Annotated in this window: 15 protein-coding genes; 6 read left to right on the top strand and 9 right to left on the bottom strand. The window is 41.1% G+C overall.

Annotation, left to right across the window (positions count from 1 at the left end):
• From ACTCNA_RS14150 to kdsB, 7 genes are all read right to left on the bottom strand, one after another.
• Nucleotides 1–346 (bottom strand): glycerol-3-phosphate acyltransferase (locus tag ACTCNA_RS14150; RefSeq protein ID WP_462948580.1); only part of this gene is annotated, 346 nt, incomplete at its 3' end.
• Between the two features lie 11 nt (nucleotides 347–357).
• Complete coding sequence (locus ACTCNA_RS14145; RefSeq protein WP_462948579.1) at nucleotides 358–1230, bottom strand: DegV family protein; 873 nt, start codon at nucleotides 1228–1230, stop codon at nucleotides 358–360.
• Between the two features lie 10 nt (nucleotides 1231–1240).
• The gene (locus ACTCNA_RS14140) at nucleotides 1241–3049 is read right to left on the bottom strand and encodes a DAK2 domain-containing protein (protein WP_462948578.1); all 1809 of its coding nucleotides are present in this window, start codon (nucleotides 3047–3049) and stop codon (nucleotides 1241–1243) included.
• Nucleotides 3050–3061: 12 nt separating this feature from the next.
• Nucleotides 3062–3274: a hypothetical protein gene (locus tag ACTCNA_RS14135; RefSeq protein WP_462948577.1), complete on the bottom strand. Its 213-nt coding sequence runs from the start codon at nucleotides 3272–3274 to the stop codon at nucleotides 3062–3064.
• Nucleotides 3275–3746: 472 nt separating this feature from the next.
• Entirely contained in the window at nucleotides 3747–5987 is a 2241-nt protein-coding gene (locus tag ACTCNA_RS14130; protein ID WP_462948576.1) for a phospholipase D-like domain-containing protein, read from the bottom strand.
• Between the two features lie 313 nt (nucleotides 5988–6300).
• Nucleotides 6301–6672 (bottom strand): T9SS type A sorting domain-containing protein, encoded by a 372-nt coding sequence (locus ACTCNA_RS14125; protein WP_462948575.1) that lies wholly within the window; start codon nucleotides 6670–6672, stop codon nucleotides 6301–6303.
• Between the two features lie 55 nt (nucleotides 6673–6727).
• Nucleotides 6728–7477: a 3-deoxy-manno-octulosonate cytidylyltransferase gene (gene kdsB, locus ACTCNA_RS14120; RefSeq protein ID WP_462948574.1), complete on the bottom strand. Its 750-nt coding sequence runs from the start codon at nucleotides 7475–7477 to the stop codon at nucleotides 6728–6730.
• Between the two features lie 276 nt (nucleotides 7478–7753).
• Between kdsB and ACTCNA_RS14115 the strand changes: the two genes are divergently transcribed.
• The 4 genes from ACTCNA_RS14115 to secG are packed head-to-tail and all read left to right on the top strand — an operon-like array spanning nucleotide 7754 to nucleotide 10515.
• The gene (locus ACTCNA_RS14115) at nucleotides 7754–8998 is read left to right on the top strand and encodes a sigma-54 interaction domain-containing protein (RefSeq protein WP_462948573.1); all 1245 of its coding nucleotides are present in this window, start codon (nucleotides 7754–7756) and stop codon (nucleotides 8996–8998) included.
• Between the two features lie 3 nt (nucleotides 8999–9001).
• On the top strand, nucleotides 9002–9517 hold the full coding sequence (locus ACTCNA_RS14110) for an LptE family protein (protein ID WP_462948572.1): 516 nt from the start codon (nucleotides 9002–9004) through the stop codon (nucleotides 9515–9517).
• A 1-nt stretch (nucleotide 9518) separates the two neighbouring features.
• Nucleotides 9519–10124, top strand: coding sequence for a tetratricopeptide repeat protein (locus ACTCNA_RS14105; RefSeq protein WP_462948571.1), 606 nt, complete (start codon nucleotides 9519–9521; stop codon nucleotides 10122–10124).
• 10 nt (nucleotides 10125–10134) lie between these two features.
• Entirely contained in the window at nucleotides 10135–10515 is a 381-nt protein-coding gene (secG, locus tag ACTCNA_RS14100; protein WP_462948570.1) for a preprotein translocase subunit SecG, read from the top strand.
• A gap of 202 nt (nucleotides 10516–10717) precedes the next feature.
• Here secG and porE read toward each other — a convergent pair whose 3' ends face one another.
• Nucleotides 10718–12712 carry a PorE family type IX secretion system protein gene (gene porE, locus ACTCNA_RS14095; RefSeq protein WP_462948569.1) on the bottom strand — a complete coding sequence of 665 codons (1995 nt, stop codon included), beginning with the start codon at nucleotides 12710–12712 and terminating at the stop codon, nucleotides 10718–10720.
• 161 nt (nucleotides 12713–12873) lie between these two features.
• Nucleotides 12874–15063, bottom strand: a complete 2190-nt coding sequence (locus ACTCNA_RS14090; RefSeq protein WP_462948568.1) for a glutamine synthetase III family protein — start codon at nucleotides 15061–15063, stop codon at nucleotides 12874–12876.
• Nucleotides 15064–15482: 419 nt separating this feature from the next.
• On the opposite strand from ACTCNA_RS14090, the gene ACTCNA_RS14085 reads away from it, so the two are divergent.
• Together ACTCNA_RS14085 and ACTCNA_RS14080 are read left to right on the top strand one after the other, a co-directional pair.
• Complete coding sequence (locus ACTCNA_RS14085) at nucleotides 15483–16895, top strand: TldD/PmbA family protein (RefSeq protein WP_462948567.1); 1413 nt, start codon at nucleotides 15483–15485, stop codon at nucleotides 16893–16895.
• A gap of 26 nt (nucleotides 16896–16921) precedes the next feature.
• Nucleotides 16922–18238 carry a TldD/PmbA family protein gene (locus tag ACTCNA_RS14080; protein WP_462948566.1) on the top strand — a complete coding sequence of 439 codons (1317 nt, stop codon included), beginning with the start codon at nucleotides 16922–16924 and terminating at the stop codon, nucleotides 18236–18238.
• Nucleotides 18239–18383: the final 145 nt, after the last annotated feature.

The raw sequence follows: 18383 nt of genomic DNA, 5'->3' as shown, positions 1-18383 counted from the left end.
CCATTAATGTTCCGGCAGCACGTCCTCCTTTAAAATTAAAGAACAGAGGATAACCGTGCCCTATTATTGCTCCTATACCGATTAGCCCCAGGGAAATTGTGGATAAATCAAAAAAATAATTTGCAAGAAGCATTGGTATTAATGCCTTTGAACTGTCTAAAAGTCCGGTTAAGATACCCCAAAGCTTACCTGTACTTTTAAAAGTATTATAGGCTCCGGGATTATTATTACCTAAGTCCCTGATATCTTCTCCTTTTACCAGTTTTGTAATAACATAGGCAAATAATATTGAACCTGTTAGATAGCCTGATAATAAGCATATTATATACGTTAAATAAGCATTCATAATTTTTCAATTTAAATAGTTACAGCAACAGTATATGATTTTGGCCCGCAGTAAACAGCACCGACAAGATCCGCTTTCCCTATAATAAAATCATCACATGGAATTGCTTTTAATTTTTCTTCTAAATCAGAAAAAACGTCTTTATTATCTCCAAACCCGACAATATTTAATCTTTTAATTGTGGTTGCCGGTTTTTCAGCCATTTTAGCTTTTATCAACTGAATAATTTGTGAATTTACTTGTTTGAAAGTTCTTCCTTTTCCAAGCGGAACGATCTGACCTTCTTTATCATCACCCATCAAGCCTATAATTGGGGTAATACGCAAAACAGAACCCATCAATGCTCTTGCTTTTCCAATTCTGCCTCCTCTATACAGATAGTTAAGGTCTGCTACGATAAAATAGCTAAATGTATTTTGAACGACTTCCTGTGATAATTTGACAATATCATCCGGATTGTTAGTTTTTTTAATTATATCAATTACTCCCAGGAGAACATTTCCTACACCTGCCATAACTTGTCTGCTGTCAATATTGATAATCGGAATAGTATTTTCATACATTTCCTTTACGCTTTTAGCAATAGCTATGGTTGCTGCAGACATTACACTGCTCATCACGACATGAATTATCAGGTCATATTTATCTTTATTTTTTTCTACTATTTCAATAAGCTCTCCTTTTACAATTGAAGTTGATTTAGCAACCACTTTTTCTTCCAGGTATTTTTCATTTAGCCACTGTGCAGTGCATTCATCACTTTCACGATATTCTTTACCTTCAACTAAAACAGGATATTTTAAAATTTCGACGTTTGGATAATCTATTTGCTCTCTGGAAAGGCCAAGATTATCGGCTGTGATAATTAAAATTTTCTTTTCCATTTTTTTAAATTTATTCAAAAGTTATATAATAATTATATTGGTATTGACCACCGTAATATTCTTCAAATTCAAAATCGGGAAAAGATTTTTTCAGTTTCGGAATAAGACTTTTTTCTTTGTTTGCAGGAATACCTTTGTATATTGATATCAGACTTTTATCTTTTACCAGTTTTTTAATGGTATTATTGATAAGCATTTCAATATTGTTATCAGAAAGAATAATTTTCCCGTTGTAAATTGTGAAAAATTCATTTTTGTTTACTTTTTTACCATCTTCCGTTGTAGTATCCCTGATAGCCCTGGCAATTCCACAAAACCGAATATCATTAAGACTATTCATTACTGATTCAAGCGTAGTGGTAATATCTAATTCTTTTGAAATATTCATCATCATACTAATCAGGGAAATTACATTATTGGATTCAATAATATGAACATTTGATTTGCTGAGTGTAGCAGCATATTTGAGAGCCATTAAAATATCTTTATCATCGGAAGCAACGATTATATTTTTTGTTTTCAACCTGTTTAACTCTTTCACGATACGTTCAACAGACGGTTTATTTTTTCCATAGCAGAACACATCATCGGCACCGAGTTTTTTAAGAATTTCAGCAAATCCTTTACCGGAAACGATACAAAAAACACTTTTTTCTCTTTCATAATCAATAGTATCATTACTTATGAGGTTTCTGTGTTGTTTTTTCATATCATCTACTTTGGTAAATATGAGTTCGCCGTATTTTGAAATATCTTTAAAAACGGATTCCGGTTTATCTGTATGTATATGAACTTTATATTTATCGCCGCTGTTAAGTATTATCAGGCTGTCTCCGTACTCACCGATAATTTCTTTTATTTGTTCTTTCGATGATATTTTGTCTGTTTCTAAAATAAATTCAGTACAATATTTTAATTTAATTTCCGGATTCCATGAATTTTCCATGTCTTCCAGATCATTAATAATTGTTTTTTTATGTAAGGATTTATTCCCGTTACTTTGCAGATTGTTAATAAAATGCCTGACATCTTCAATTATCTTATGCAATCTTAAATTATACAATTTTTCTATATCAATATTCGGAAGCAAAACTTCGATAGAATTTTTATTAAAATTAGCTAATTTACCATTAAGATACTTTTTTGTAGCTTTGTTTATATTAAGTATAATTGAAACAGGTAAGCTGCGAGGAACTAATTCGTTAAAATTTAATTCCCTGTTAATTCCCTGAAGAATAATAAGAAATCCTGCACCACCGGAATCTACAACACCGGCTTGCTTTAATACAGGCAACATATCCGGGGTTTTTTTAAGAACTTCTTTTAAATAAGGGATACATTTTTTTATAATAATTGAAGGGTCATCATCTTCTTTCATAATTTCACCATACTTTTCTTTAAATTCACGCATTAAAGTAAGCATAGTTCCTTCTTTTGGATTTTCAGTACCTTCGTAAGCATTTTTATATCCGTTTTCAAGCGCTTTAAAAATATTATCCTTAGAAAAGTCGTTATTCTCAATTACTTGTGAGATGCCCTGACAATAAAGAGATAAAATTACTCCTGAACACCCCCGACTGTTCAGGAGCATTTGTTCAGCAAAATGTTTTAAATATTCACCTGTTGAAATTGATTCTTTTTCATAATTATGCATATTTGCCAAAGCACCTTGTATGGTCAGCGTCATATTAAGGCCGGTATCGCCATCAGGAACAGGAAAAACATTTAACCTGTTTATATATTCTTTGTGCCGATGGAGATACTTGTAAATATTCTCTATTCTTTCTCTTACTGCTGTTCTATTTTCTGTTTGTATCATAGAAGCTTAGTTTTATAATTTGAAATAATTTGGTTTATCATTGTTGTTTTTAGACATTATTTCATGAAGTTTATTTCTAAATTCTTTGATTTGTTGTGCATTGTTAAATGCAACACGAAATTTCTCAAGTTCTTTAGCTTGCTTGTTTTGAAGTGTTTTACGAATTACGGAAATTTGATTTTTTAAAATAGTGTTTTTGTATTCAAGACAGTTTGGATAGAACATAATTTCTAATTTTAATCATTCTGTTATTGTTTGCACGGTCTTTTTTTACACTTGCCAGTAACGTAATAGTATTTTATCCATCGTTAATGCAAAATACAACAATGCGCTGAGACTTAAAGTCATATCAAACGTAGATTTATTCTAAATAAAAATGATGGATAAAATATAGTTGGTTTTTAGGTTTCCATACACGGTTGTTTAACAAACAAGCTAAAGGTAGCTGGTTTGTTTTTGATTTGCAAGGAGTTGGCCGAAAACATCGCTGTGTTTTTCATCACGTGTTGGGTTGGCGGGAAATAACCCAGCCATGCAGATAGTACCGGACGGTGAATTGTTAATTGGGAGAATTCAGACCAGCAGCAGGGAAGAAAGCACCTGTTTGCCGGCATTTCACCTGCTGACTTTTCGGTCAGCTATCATCTGACAAAAAACGTATCGGATTGCGGACTGTTGAGATATGGAATTCAGGTCATTATTTGATAACGGTAATTTTATGAGCGGATTCTTTCCCGGAATTCATGCTGACTTTTAAAAAGTAAAGGCCCGGATTCAGGTGACTGATATTGACATCAAAGGAATTGGAGTTTCCGCTTTCCGTTTCCAGGATTTTGATTCCGGAAAGGTTAAAAATTTTAATTCGTGAAATTTTTTCGGAAGCCACTACTTTTATTTTACTCCTGGCCGGGTTAGGATAAAAATATGTTTCCTGTTGATTTTTAACAAGGCTTGTATTTGTTACAAGCATACCGTTGTTGGCTGTAAAACGTGCAGCGAAATTCTGGTAATACTGGTTGGCAATATCTTCGTTATGGATTATCAATGTGTTTTCGTCGTTAATCTCGTTGGCCGAATTGCTCCAGTTGTGGCTGCCGGTAACTACCAGCGGATCAAAAGCGGGTTTGTTGTTATCAGCTACTGCATATTTATGATGTAAAATTCCGTACGTCACATTATCGAAAACGTATGAATTATTCCCCAGGGCATCGCTCAAAATGGAGTTCACTGTTTCGGTGTTGGCATCGCCTTCGGTAAGTACATTTGCTGCCACACCTCTTGCTTTGGCATCGCTTATGGCCAGTGCCAGGTCGGTGCGGGTAATGAGCATGGTGCCTACATTCAGGTTGTTGTCTGCCGAGTGAATGACATTTACCAGTTGCTGGTTGGTGCCGTCCGACGGGCTGAAATAACATTCCACCCTTTTTCCGCCAATGATAAACTCGTGTGGGGTGTTATCGGTTTTGTAGGCACCGAATCTGGAATATTCCTCGTTGGGTTGCGCAGTATTACTTCCCCACATTTCTTCAAATTCAATTTTATAAGCCCTGGCCAATGCCTGGTCTTGTATGAAAATCATGTTGTTGGCATCCGAAACTACCTGGTTGTACGAAATATTGGTGGAGCCTGACCACACGGTGGGCTTGTCAGGATTGGATGATTCTGCATCGATCACCGCAAATTTGTTGTGCATAATACCATCACGTTCATATTCGTTGGGGGTAACAAGTACCGGAATGTCCTGGTCGAGGTAGTTCAGTCCCTGGTTTTGATTGGTGCCACAGGAAATTACTCTAACCCGGAGCCCTTTGTTTTTAGCTCTGTTAAGGGCGTTGGGAACACTTGCTGAAGCAATATTGTTAAAATTGTAGATGGCAAAATCGATGGATTCTTCAGCGCGGTCGATATAAGCAACGAGGGTGTCGTCGAGTGCTCCGCCAATGTTTTGTGCCGGGGTGTAAACAGAATAAGTAGTGTCCACATCGCTGTTGAAATAGACTTTAATATCTCCTGTTGAATTCGATTCAGTGACATAAGTTGCCAGTGGTGCAAATGCTGTATCGGAAGAGGCGTAGGAGTAGGGTTGGGCATAAATTATCGAGCCCGCCTCCCGGCCAGCGATATTAACTTTCTGAATAAATTCCCCGTTTGAAGCTGTTGTTGTGCCTGTGGTAATGTCCCTCCAGTAGCTTGAATTGGGCGTGGTGCCGTACATCACTTCCGGGGTTGCTTCGGTGTCGGTGTGCCACGACAGGGTAAAGCCGCTTTTCGAAATATTTTCAACAGTAACCGGCGAAATAATATTAATGGCACTTGTAAGTACAAAATCGTTCATGTCCCGGGGAAGCAGTTGATAGCCAGTGGTTACATCGTTTTGGCTGGAAGAAAACTGTGAACAGATTCCGATTAAATTCAGTGTTCCGGTGGGTATTTGCTGATCGGTAATAGCTTCAGCATTCCGGTTAATTCTTATTTCGAAAGTGTTTTCGCCATCGGTCAGGTTATAGTTGGCATCGCCCTCGAATGAGCCGGTGGCGTTGACAAATTCAACATCGTTGATTTGCACGAGCTGTCCTTCGTATCCTTCCCCAATTTGGTCGATGGTAATTATTTTTGGATCAGGGAGCTGATTTCCCGACGAGTGAACTGTTACCGAGCTTATGGGATCAATTTCCAACAGGTTTTCCCAATTCTTTACAGTTCCGCTAATGGTAACAGAGTCGCCCCGTTGCAGGTTTGAGGCCGAATCCCCAAATGCCGCAATTCCCGCTGTTTCATCTTGAAAATAACGGATTTTCCAAAGCTCACTGCCGTTTGTTACAATTCCGCTGACGGTTACATTTTCGCCAACCGAATTGCGGGCATCACTGATATTTTGTTGCGAAAGGGCATTAAATGTTAAAAGGAGAGCAATCCCTGGAAGTAAATACTTTACCATTACAAGTCATTTTAAATGAGGGGCGAAAATTATAAAAAATGAGGGGTTTTATTGGTGGGGGTAATGAAAACTTTGTGTATTGCCAATGACATATTTTTGTAACGTATTGTATTTAAGCAAAATAACAAATGACAAAAATTAAATTTCAAATAAGCTCCAAAAACCAATTATCGAAACAATATAAATTTCAGAATTCTGGAATTTATAGGTTTTGAAAATTGAAATTTATTTGCGATTTGTGATTTGCAATTTGGATATTTCTGTCATCAACTCATTATGCCCCAAAAAAATTGGGTGAGCGCTCGAAATGAATTTAACGGGAAGAAACCACCAGCTTTTTCACAACTGTTTTGTTGTCAGTTGTTTTTACGCGCATGAAATAAATTCCGTTGGGAACATTTTCAAGTTTCAGCTGGTACCTGTTGGTTCCCAATTCCATTTTTTGCTGCAAAATTTCTTTACCCGCAATGTTAATCAACCGCACTTCGTCAATTTCCTGATCGTTCATCTCAAGTGTTACCTGTCCGGTATTGCAGGGGTTGGGGTAAATTTTAAGCTGATAGGTATCTTTGGGTTGTTCCTGCTGTGTAAACAGGTTGTTTTCAAATGGCATGTTTGCCCGAAGTGTGTGGCTTCCTGCAATGTAAAAAGTAAATATGATGAAGAAAAGTATAATTTTTTTCATGGCAATTCATTTTTAATTCCTTGTTTTTTAATGCAAATAGTATGCCTTTCTTTTGTTAGACGAATTTCTCTTTTAAAAGTTGCACTGCATTTTCCAAATCTTCAGGTGTATCAATCCCAATGCTTTGGTGTTCGGTAACGGCGGTTTTTATTTTGAGCCCGTTTTCGAGCCACCTGAGCTGTTCCAGTGCTTCCATGCGCTCGAGTTTTCCGGGCGAAAGACGGGTAATTTCCTGCAAAACATTTTTACGGTAGGCATACATGCCAACATGCGCCCAGAATGTTCCGGCGATTAGCCAGTCGTTTTCTTTTTCTCCCCGCACAAAAGGGATGGGCGAGCGGCTGAAGTACATCGCGTTTTGCTCTTTGTCGATGATCACTTTGGGGCGGTTGGGATTGAAAAGTTCGTCGGTCGTTTCAATTTTTTTGATGAGGGTGGCAATTTCTGTGTCGCTGCTAAAACATGAGGCGAGTTGCTCAATTTGCCTGGCAGTAACAAAAGGTTCGTCGCCCTGGATGTTTATAACCACGTCAAAGTCAATTTTTTCTGACAGGATACGGGCAGCTTCTGCACAACGATCGGTTCCGCTGCGGTGGTTTTTTGATGTTTTTATTGCTTTGCCCCCAAAATCCTGAACTGCTTTAAAAATCCGGTCGTCATCGGTTGCGGCCCACACCTCGTCGAGCGCTTTGGCTGCATTTTCGTAAACCCACTGAATAACAGGTTTATTATTTAGTATGGCCAGCGGTTTCCCGGGGAAACGCGTTGATTGGAAACGGGCGGGTATGATGGTTATGAATTTCATCTGTTTTCAACTTTTTTCTTTTTTGCAAGCATAAAGATAGTTATAAATTGAGTTTGAATCCTGAATAGCTATTCAAAAAGAGGGTATTGGTTAAATTTAGGTAACCTGAATTTTAAACCTGAACCGCAAAAAAAGGTTAATTAAATTTGATTGCCCGTCATTAACAGCGAAAAATTGTAAATTTGTAGCTGCAAAAGTTTTAAAAACAAACTCCTTCAGAAAAATTTTCTGGGACATTATGCAGGAAGGTGAACCTAAATTGATAAAATTGAGTAAATGGACAATACGAATATGGATATTCAGGGAATAAAACAGCGGTTTGAAATTATTGGGAATTCACCCGATTTAAACCGTGCAATTGAAGTTGCCGTGCAGGTGGCTCCAACCGACCTTTCGGTGTTGATTAGCGGCGAAAGTGGTACGGGTAAGGAAATGTTCCCGCAGATTATTCATCAGTTTTCGAGCCGTAAGCACGGGAAATACATTGCCGTTAACTGTGGCGCTATTCCCGAAGGAACTATCGATTCTGAACTTTTCGGCCACGAGAAAGGGGCATTTACCGGAGCTTTGTCTGACAGGAAAGGTTACTTCCAGGAAGCCGACGGTGGAACCATTTTTCTTGATGAAATAGGCGAACTCCCGCTTTCAACACAGGTGAGGCTGCTTCGTGTACTCGAAACCGGCGAGTTCATAAAAGTGGGGTCTTCAAAAATGATAAAATCGGATGTGCGGGTAATTGCCGCCACCAATGTAGATATTCCAAAAGCCATTGAGGAAGGAAAATTCAGGGAAGATTTGTATTACCGTTTAAATACTGTCCCCATAAATATTTTACCTCTGCGCCAGCGTCCCGACGATATTTACCTTTTGTTCCGGAAATTTGCACGCGATTTTGCTGAGAAATACCGCATGCCCCCGATCCGGCTTGACGATGAAGCCCGGATTGCGCTCATTAATTACCGCTGGCCGGGTAACGTCAGGCAGTTGAAAAATATTACCGAACAAATTTCGATTATTGAGGAAAACCGCGATGTTACAGCGGATGTGCTCCGCAAATACCTTCCCGATTCGTCATCGAGCAGGCTGCCTGCTCTTTTTTCAAAAAAAGAAGAAGCTTCGTATGCCAGCGAAAGGGAAATATTGTACAAAGTGCTTTTTGATATGAAGCGCGACATGAACGATTTAAAAAAGCTGGTACTCGACCTGATGGAAAACAAGGAGTCGCCAATTTCGGGAGACCAGGCACGGATTATTCAGAATTTATACGACGACGGGGAAGCCAATTTGCCCCAAAGAGAGCACGCTTCGAAACCTTTGCAGATAAACCATCGCGATAAAAATAATATTCAGGACACCGAAGAAATTGTGGAAGAATCGCTTTCACTTGAAGAAAAAGAGATTGAACTGATTAAAAAGGCACTGGAGAAACACAATGGCAAAAGGAAATATGCCGCCCGCGAGCTGGGAATTTCCGAACGCACGCTTTACCGGAAAATTAAAGAATACGACATTAACAATTAATTGATGCTAAAAAGATTTTTAATACTTACAGGAATAATTTTGCTTGCAGGCGGAATTATGCATTCGTGCAAAGTTTCCTACTCTTTTACCGGGGCCAATATTTCGCCCGAGGTAAAAACCTTTTCGGTTTACTATTTTCCCAACCGTTCCCGTTTGGTTAATCCAAACCTGAGCCAGAATTTCACCGAGGCACTACGCGAAAAACTGCAGCGGCAAACTTCTCTCAACGAACTGGAAGAAAACGGGGACCTGATTTTTGAAGGGCAGATTACCGGCTACGAAGTACGCCCAATGGCTATTCAAAAAGAAGACCAGGCTGCCCTCAACCGGCTTACAATAACGGTTAACCTGAAATATACCAACAACAATGATCCGGAACAAAACCTGGAACAAACATTTTCGGCTTACGAAGATTTCGACAGCAACAGCTCGTTAAGCGCTGTTGAAGATGGACTGGTTCCTGAAATTATAAAAAAACTGAACGAAGATATTTTTAACGCAACAATTGCCAACTGGTAAAATGCAAAACGAAGAATTTTATAAACTGGTAGAAAACCCCGGATTGCTCAGCGAGGAAACATTGCCTGAACTGGAGAAACTTACCGAAAAGTACCCGTATTTTCAGGTGGCCTGGATGCTCTATTTGAAAAACTTAAAATTTACAGGGCACGATGGGTTTGAAGCCGCGCTGAAAAAAGCGGCTGTTGCAGTTCACGATCGTAAAAAACTGCACCGTTTTTTATATTCTGATGCGATGCCCCAAACTTCCGCCTACTACTTCGGGCAGGACAGAATAGAGCAAAAGGATCAGCCGGAAGGGGAAACTTTTGATAGTGAAAAAGGCGGTTCGTTAATTGATAAATTTCTTTCATCGGAACCAGCCCCCATCAGGATGGATAGTGAAAACACAAATGAAACACGGGAAGAGGATGAGAATGAAATAATGGAGAAGTCAGTTTCCGAACCTGATGAACTGATTACCGAGACCCTGGCAATGATATACTTCGAACAAAAAAAATACGATAAAGCATTGGATGCATTTAGAAAATTAAGCTTGAAATATCCGGAAAAAAGTGTTTACTTTGCAACCCGAATTGAAGAAATAGAAAAATTAAAGAACATTTAATCGAAACGAAATGTACACGTTAATAACCGTTTTAATATTCATCGTCTGTATCTTGTTAATTCTTATTGTATTGGTACAGAACTCAAAAGGTGGGGGTTTGGCCAGCAACTTCCAGTCGTCGAACCAGGTAATGGGTGTTCGCAAAACCACCGATTTTCTTGAAAAAGCAACCTGGGTGCTGGCTGTTTCACTAGTGGTTTTGGCTGTTTTAGGGTCGGCTTTTATCCCGCGCCAGCAGGTAACCGAACAACAGTCGAGGGTACAGGATCAGATTCAAAATGCTGTCGATCCAACGCAGGTACCTAATTTCCCGACAACTGCACCCGAAGGTAACAGCGAAGAAAATATTCCTGCACCTGCTACCGAAGAAAACGGCGGCGGCGAAGAGTAAAAAATATTAATCATTTTATTTTATTGAAATAGCCATTTGAACGGTAAAACGTTTAAGTGGCTTTTTTAATTAATAGAGTAGAAAGAAAGTTGGTGGCGAATATGATATACTGCCGTGGTCGCTTTCCCGCGCTCATTTAAATTCTTCTTAAGCCTTGAACATACGCCGGGTATAACAAAATACCGTTTTAAAAATGAAGTGATTATTCTTTCGGTTCGGCATCGAACCTTTCTATGAAGTCGGTTGAAAGCACCTGGAATTCAGTACGCCGGTTAATGGCACGGGCAATTTCCTGCTGTTCCTCGGTCAGTTTCATAATAAATTCCTCGGTCAGTTCATCGTTTCGGTTTAAGAAATCGTACTGACTGGCCAGCTGGCGGGTTATCCTTTTAGGCCAGGTTTCGCCATATCCTTTGGCCACCAGGCGTTGCGGATTAATTCCTTTTTCAATTAAATAGTCCACCACGCTTTGTGCCCTTTTCTGCGAAAGCTCGAAATTAAATTCATCGCTGCCCACATGGTCGGTGTGCGACATAATTTCAATGGTAATGGTTGGATTAAGCACCAACACCCTTATTAAGGTATCAAGTGCAGTTTTTGATTCAGGCAGTAATTCCCAGCTTCCAAATTCGTAATTGATATTTTCAATTTTTATCGGGTCGTCTGTTGATGTTAGAAACAGCTCAAACCTGAAATCTTTGCTGTCTTCCAAACCAATAGTGTTTGCAGTAGCTTTGTCGCGCAAATAACCCTCTTTGAATGCCGCGAACACATATTCGGTTTCGGGCTGAAGTTTCATCTGGAATTTTCCATCCTGGGTACGCATGCGCATATTTGTACCGTCGGTGCCGATAATCCGTACTGTTGCACCATCAATTTTCTCCCTCGTTTCTTTATCGTAAACTTCACCTTCAACCCTGTAAATTTTGGGCGGTACCATAAATTCATATAAATCATCGCCGCGCGATCCTTTCCGGTTCGATGTGAACATGCCTTTGTTTTCGCCTTCAACAAATGCGATCCCCAGATCGTCAGACGGGGAATTTACGGGGTAGCCCATATTTTCAATGGTCCAGTTTCCATCTTCATCTTCGCGGGCCACAAAAATATCGAGCCCGCCCATTCCAATATGGTAGTTCGACGAAAAGTACAGCTCCCCGTTGTCTCTTACAAAAGGGAACATCTCGTTGCCGGGGGTGTTGATTGTTTCCCCAAGGTTTTCGGGATTGGCAAAAGTACCGCCTTCTTTTTCAGCTCTCCAGATATCTTTTCCGCCTTCGCCTCCGGGCATATCCGAAACAAAATAAAGCACCGAGCCATCGGGGCTCAGGGCAGGATGGGCTGCAATTATACTGTCGCCAACAAGCTGGATTTTTATGGGGTCGGACCAGGTGCCGCGCGATTGTGATGCAGAATAAAGCTCTGTTCCCAGCGACTGGTTTTTATCGTAGCGTGAACGGGTAAAAATCATCTGCTCTCCGGTTGAAGATAAAGTGGCTGCTCCCTCCTCGTCGCCCGTGTTTACCACCAGGTTTTCATCAAGTAGCTGTGGTGTTTCCCACTTTTGCCGCTGGATGCTGAAAGTCGATTTGAACAAATCGGCATAATCCTGGCCGGTAATCATGCTTTCCTTTTTACCGGTAGCAGCTTTCCGGGTCGATGTAAAAATCACCTCGTTGTCGCGCCCGCCCACAAATACAGGGGAGAAATCACTTTCGCGCGAATTGATTTCTTTTATGGGATTGATGATGTGGCGGGTTGGATTGGCCACCCACTCCTGGGTTTTCTGAATAGCTTCAAGTCCGGCTTGTGCCCTTTCGTCGCCGGGAATGGTATCGAGGTACATGCGATAGTTTTCAATAGCCTGCTCGTAGTCCTGCGATGCCCTCAGCATTTCGGCATGGTAAAAAAGGGCTATGGGGTCGGAGTATCCGCGGCGAATGGCATTTCGGTAATACAGTGCAGCCATTTCGTAATCGCCAATGTAGCGATAACATTCGGCAATGGAAAAAGCATATTGCCGCCTTTTGTCGCGGTCTTTTTCTTTTCGGCTTGCTTTTCTGTATTTTTCAATGGCATTGTAATACTCTCCGATTTCGTGCGAGAGCAGGGCATCCCGGCCTAATTTTCCTGCACTGCATGAGGCTAAGGTAATTAATACGATGAAATATAAAACGAACCTGAAAACTCTATTCATACCCAACACTACTTTCCAAAAAGGTAAAAGTAAATTAATTTTTTTAACAGCTACAAAAATAACGGCTGTTTGGTTGATTAATTATAAAGTGTAGATTTTTTCCAAAAAAAAAAAAGAGGCTCTGAACAAAGCCTCTTTTCAATACTGCTAAACCAAAAAAATTATCTGACGAATAAAAGCTCTCTGTACTTGGGCAGTGGCCAAAGTTCATTGTCAACAATCAGTTCCAGTTTGTCGATGTGGTAACGGATATCATCGAGGAAAGGCTTGACTTTTTTGTCGTATGCTTCTGCTTTTTTAACGGTGTCTTCAATAACATTTGCTTTTTTGCGGGCCTCAATCATGTCGTGCCGTTTTAATTTTATGGCTGAAATATGACCGCCCACCTCTTTTATCAAATCTTTGCGTGCACTTGCCAGCTGCTCAAATTCTTCTTCTGAAAACAACTCTTTCTGGCGTAGCACATTTTCGAGCAGCATGGTTTGGTACTGAACCGCTGTTGGAACAATGTGATTGATAGCAATGTCTCCAAGCACGCGTGCCTCAATTTGGACTTTCATGATGAATTTTTCATACTCCACTTCAACCCGGCCATGCAGTTCGGGTTCGTTAAAAACGCCAAGGCTTTCAAACAACCTTTTGTTTTCGGGACGAAGGTAGGCCGAAAGCGACTCCGGTACATTCCGTACATTGGTGAGTCCGCGCTTTTTCGCTTCTTTTACCCACTCTTCACTGTAGCCGTCACCGTTAAAACGGATAGGTTTCGATTCGATAATCAGGTCCTTCAATACCTGGAAAATAGCTTCATCTTTTTTAACATCTTTTTCAATGAGAGCATCCACTTTCTCTTTGAACTTATTCAGCTGGTGCGCCACTACTGAGTTGAGCACAATTAGTGCCGAAGCGTTGTTGGCCGAGGAACCAACTGCACGGAACTCGAAACGGTTACCGGTGAATGCAAAAGGAGAAGTGCGGTTGCGATCGGTATTGTCGAGAATGATTTTCGGGATGCGGCCGATGTTCAGTTTGAGTGCCGTTTTTTCTTCCGGAGTCATTTTGCGGTCAACTACCGATTCTTCCATTAAATCGAGCATTTTTGAAACCTCGCTGCCCAAAAATACCGAAAGGATGGCAGGCGGTGCTTCGTTTGCTCCCAGCCGGTGTTGGTTGGAAGCCGTTAAAATACTTGCCCGCAAAAGATCCTGGTTGTCGTAAACTGCTTTCAGTGTATTGATTACAAAGGTTAGGAATAACAGGTTGGATTTTGGGTTCTTACCCGGTGAGTAAAGATTTACACCGGTATTGGTGGAAAGCGACCAGTTATTGTGTTTGCCTGAGCCATTTATTCCAGCAAAAGGTTTTTCGTGATATAGAATGCGGAATTTATGCCGGCGTGCAATTTTTTGCATAATATCCATAATAAGCTGGTTGTGATCGTTGGCCAGGTTGGCTTCTTCAAAAATGGGTGCCAGCTCAAACTGATTGGGAGCTACCTCGTTATGGCGTGTTTTTACAGGAATTCCCAGTTTGTAGGCTTCATTTTCCACATCCTGCATAAAGCGGTTCACCCGGGTTGGGATGGATGAAAAATAGTGGTCGTTAAGCTGCTGGTCTTTCGACGAAGCGTGCCCGGTTAATGTGCGGCCGGTAAGAACCAGATCGGGGCGGGCTGTGAAAAGCGCTTCATCAATTAAAAAGTATTCCTGCTCCCAGCCTAAGTTAGCTTTTACAGAAGTTACATTTTTATCGAAATACTGGCAAACGGATGTTGCAGCTTTATCTACCTGGTGCAGGGCGCGCAATAGCGGTGTTTTGTAGTCGAGTGCATCGCCGGTGTACGAGATAAAAATAGTTGGTATGGTAAGCGTGGTTTCGCTGATGAATGCCGGAGATGAAGGATCCCAGGCCGTGTAGCCCCGGGCTTCAAAAGTCTGGCGGATTCCTCCGCTGGGGAACGATGATGCATCAGGCTCCTGCTGGGCCAGTAATTCTCCTGAAAAAGCTTCAATAACCCTTCCTTCGTCGCCGTGAACTATAAACGCATCGTGCTTTTCGGCAGTGGTGTCGGTAAGTGGTTGAAACCAGTGGGTGTAATGCGTTGCACCGTTTTCGAGTGCCCACGATTTCATGCCCTGTGCAACCTGGTCGGCCATTTTCCGGTCGATGGTTGTGCCTTTCTCAATTGCTTCCATTACGGCATTGAAAGCTGCCTTCGAGAGGTATTTTTTCATTTTGGGTTTGTCGAATGCCAACTTGCCGTAAAAGTCAGATACAAGGTTTTTCTCCCGGGTAAACTCTTCGGGTTCCCTGTTTAGTACCTCTTCAAGTGCTTTTAATCTGAAATGTGCCATAACTGATGTTTTTTTTAATTTTTTATTTCACCTCAAAAATATGTTTTTTTATGATGTGATGTTAAAGAATAGGGGTAAATCTCATATTTTGTTTATTATTTTTTAACAATCCCCCCTTATTTTATATGAATTTGTTGAAATATTCATTTTTTTTTAGAAAATACCCTTAGTGAACGAGAGGTGGAAATTTGACTCGTGATTTTGTAATGGATAACTATTGGATTTGAACTAATAGTTATTAATTCACCATTATATTATAGTTGGCATTATTTTATTTAATTTCGAAATTTTTTAATTGTAGAAGCGACATGAAAACAAACCGGCGTAATTTTATTAAAACAAGCGGGACGGCTGTGGCTGGGGGGATGCTTCTTCCTCCTTTTTTGCAATCGTTCCAAAACGTAAAAATTTCAGCAAACGTGAAGTATTATTTAGATCAGTTTGAAGTTTCGGCAGAAATGCTGCAACGGGTGATTTCCGAGGCATTGAGTAAAGGAGGCGATTATGCCGATCTCTTTTTTGAACAGAAAACCACCAACAGCCTGGGGCTGGAAGACGGCAAAGTAAACAGGGCTTATTCCAATATCGATTTTGGTGTGGGAATCCGTGTATTAAAGGGCGACCAAACGGGTTTTGCCTATTCGGAAACGGTTACCCTCGATGCCATGTTGAACGCTGCAAGAATGGCAGCCAACATTGCCGAAAGTAAAAAAGATTATCAAAACAGCGATATTCTTGAAAAAGTCCCTTCAAACTATTACAAAATTTCAAGAAAGTGGGAAGATGTATCGGTAAAAGACAAAGTGCCTTTTGTGCAGAAAATTAACGATAAAGTATTCAGTCTCGACGAAAAGGTAATTAAAGTAAATGCCTTTTTAACCGACGAATCATCTTACGTTTTATTTTACAATTCCGAAGGCCGTCTGACCTACGATTACCGCCCGATGGTAAGTTTTGGTGCTGTTTGCATTATGCAAAAAGACGGGCAGGTTGAAAATGCCTACTCGGCACGTTCGTTTCGCAAAGGGTTTGAGTGGCTTACCGACGATTTGGTTGATGAGCTGGCACGCGAAGCTGTTGACCGCACCAATATTCTTTTTGAAGCTACCAAGCCAAAAGCCGGCGAAATGCCGGTTGTGATGGGTGCCGGAGGCTCGGGTATTTTGTTGCACGAAGCCATTGGGCATACATTTGAAGCCGATTTTAACCGCAAGGGGACTTCCATTTTCAGCGACAAGATGGGTGAAAAAGTGGCTGCCGGTTTTGTAAATATTATCGACGACGGAACGCTTGAAAACAACAGGGGCTCTATTAATGTGGATGATGAAGGCAACGACGTGGAGAAAACCTACCTCGTGAAAGACGGTGTGCTGAACAGCTATATTCACGACCGCATCAGTTCGCAATATTACGGGGTTAACCCAACCGGGAACGGCCGCCGCGAGTCATTCAGGAATATTCCGTTGCCACGCATGCGCGCCACCTACATGGAACCAGGCCCTCACACAAAAGACGATATTATTTCGAATGTGGATTACGGGGTTTACGTGGATAATTTCAGCAACGGCCAGGTGAAAATCGGGGCTGGCGACTTTACATTTTTCGTGAAATCGGGCTACCTGATTGAAAAAGGGAAACTAACCCAACCGATTAAAGACATCAATATTATTGGCAACGGGCCTGAAGCACTTGCCGATATTACCATGTGTGCCAACGATTATTTAATTGACAACGGAACCTGGACCTGTGGCAAAGATGGCCAGTCGGTACCGGTTACCTGCGGTTTGCCAACCGTACTGGTGAAAAAATTAACTGTTGGAGGTTCGGTTTAAAAGTTCAACCCTAAAAAAATTAAAAAATGACTAAACAGGAAAAATATAATTTAGCAAAATGGGCAATGAATCATGCCCTCGGAAATGGCGCCCAACAAGTTAGCGTGAGTATTTCGAACAACCGGAGCAGCAGCGTGGATGTGCGTAATGAAAAAATTGACAACCTGGAGCAGGCGATTCAGAGCAATCTCACCATCCGACTTTTTGTGGATAAAAAATATTCGGTGCATTCCACCAACCGCATGAAAAAAGAGGATTTGGCCCGTTTTATCGAGGAAGCCATTAAAGGCACCTGTTTCCTTTCGGAAGATGAATTCAGGACACTTCCCGATCCGGGACTTTACTACAAGGGGAATGGAGTGGATTTAAAAACACTGGATCCGGGATTCGACAAGCACGATCCGCAGCAAAAAATCGATTTGGCTTTTCAAACTGAAAAAGAGGTTTTCGGGAAAGACGAACGGATTATATCGGTCTCGGCAAGTTATTACGATGGCCTGAGCGAGCGGCTCATGGTAACCAGCAACGGGTTTGAAGGCGACACATCAAATTCTTACTACGGGCTGAATGCCCAGGTATCGGTAAAAGGCGGCGATGCGAGACCGGAGTCGTACTGGAGCGAAAGTGCCATTTTTTACGATAAACTGGAAAAAAAAGGAATTGGTAAAAAAGCCCTGGAGCGTGCACTGAAAAAAATTGGGCAGGACAAAATTGCATCGGGGAAAATGCCGATGATTGTTGAGAACCGGCAGGTCAGCCGGCTTTTTAGCCCGGTTATCAGCGCACTGAACGGTTCTGCCATTCAGCAAAAAAATTCGTTTTTGGTCGATAAAAAAGGAGAAAAGGTTTTTTCTGAAAAGCTTACCATTACTGACAATCCGTTTATTGTTTCGGGACGGGGATCGCGTTTGTTCGACAGTGAAGGCCTGGCTACAAAAAAACGTACAGTTTTTGGAAACGGCGTTCTTCAAAACTATTATATCGATACCTACTACGGCAAAAAGCTGAACATGGAACCCACCAGTGGCAGCACTACCAACCTGGTTTTCGAAACCGGCGATAAAAACCTTGAGGGGCTCATTGCCACGGTAAACAGAGGCATTTTGGTAACCGGCTTTAATGGCGGTAACTGTAATGGCACAACCGGCGATTTTTCATACGGAATAGATGGTTTCCTGATTGAAAACGGTGAATTGGTGCAACCGGTTTCAGAAATGAATATTACCGGAAATATGAAAGCGTTATGGGCCAATATTGGAGAATTTGGCAACGATGTAAATGAAAGTTCATCCTGGCTCACCCCTTCTGTTCTTTTTGAAGGCGTTGATTTCAGCGGGATGTAGGAAATAGATGAAACCCAAAAAAAACGGCGGGTTAGAGCAACCCGCCGTTTTTTTGTGTGCCGTGCATGGTAAATAACTTGGTGGTGAAAGTCCACTATGGGGGTTTGTAGTAGCCAACCATTAGCTAAAAGCAGGGGTGCTTACC

The organism is Tangfeifania sp. (assembly GCF_055108615.1).
Note: the sequence above shows the minus strand (reverse complement) of the source record. Positions and strands in the feature narration are given on the sequence as shown.

What these genes read in the sequence shown, in the direction of transcription:
- secG (WP_462948570.1), top strand. Translation starts at nt 10,135, where the DNA reads ATGTACACGTTAATAACCGTTTTAATATTCATCGTCTGTATCTTGTTA.
- ACTCNA_RS14090 (WP_462948568.1), bottom strand. Translation starts at nt 15,063, where the DNA reads ATGGCACATTTCAGATTAAAAGCACTTGAAGAGGTACTAAACAGGGAA.
- ACTCNA_RS14110 (WP_462948572.1), top strand. Translation starts at nt 9,002, where the DNA reads ATGCTAAAAAGATTTTTAATACTTACAGGAATAATTTTGCTTGCAGGC.
- ACTCNA_RS14105 (WP_462948571.1), top strand. Translation starts at nt 9,519, where the DNA reads ATGCAAAACGAAGAATTTTATAAACTGGTAGAAAACCCCGGATTGCTC.
- kdsB (WP_462948574.1), bottom strand. Translation starts at nt 7,477, where the DNA reads ATGAAATTCATAACCATCATACCCGCCCGTTTCCAATCAACGCGTTTC.
- ACTCNA_RS14135 (WP_462948577.1), bottom strand. Translation starts at nt 3,274, where the DNA reads ATGTTCTATCCAAACTGTCTTGAATACAAAAACACTATTTTAAAAAAT.
- ACTCNA_RS14130 (WP_462948576.1), bottom strand. Translation starts at nt 5,987, where the DNA reads ATGGTAAAGTATTTACTTCCAGGGATTGCTCTCCTTTTAACATTTAAT.
- porE (WP_462948569.1), bottom strand. Translation starts at nt 12,712, where the DNA reads ATGAATAGAGTTTTCAGGTTCGTTTTATATTTCATCGTATTAATTACC.
- ACTCNA_RS14080 (WP_462948566.1), top strand. Translation starts at nt 16,922, where the DNA reads ATGACTAAACAGGAAAAATATAATTTAGCAAAATGGGCAATGAATCAT.
- ACTCNA_RS14125 (WP_462948575.1), bottom strand. Translation starts at nt 6,672, where the DNA reads ATGAAAAAAATTATACTTTTCTTCATCATATTTACTTTTTACATTGCA.
- ACTCNA_RS14115 (WP_462948573.1), top strand. Translation starts at nt 7,754, where the DNA reads ATGGACAATACGAATATGGATATTCAGGGAATAAAACAGCGGTTTGAA.
- ACTCNA_RS14145 (WP_462948579.1), bottom strand. Translation starts at nt 1,230, where the DNA reads ATGGAAAAGAAAATTTTAATTATCACAGCCGATAATCTTGGCCTTTCC.
- ACTCNA_RS14140 (WP_462948578.1), bottom strand. Translation starts at nt 3,049, where the DNA reads ATGATACAAACAGAAAATAGAACAGCAGTAAGAGAAAGAATAGAGAAT.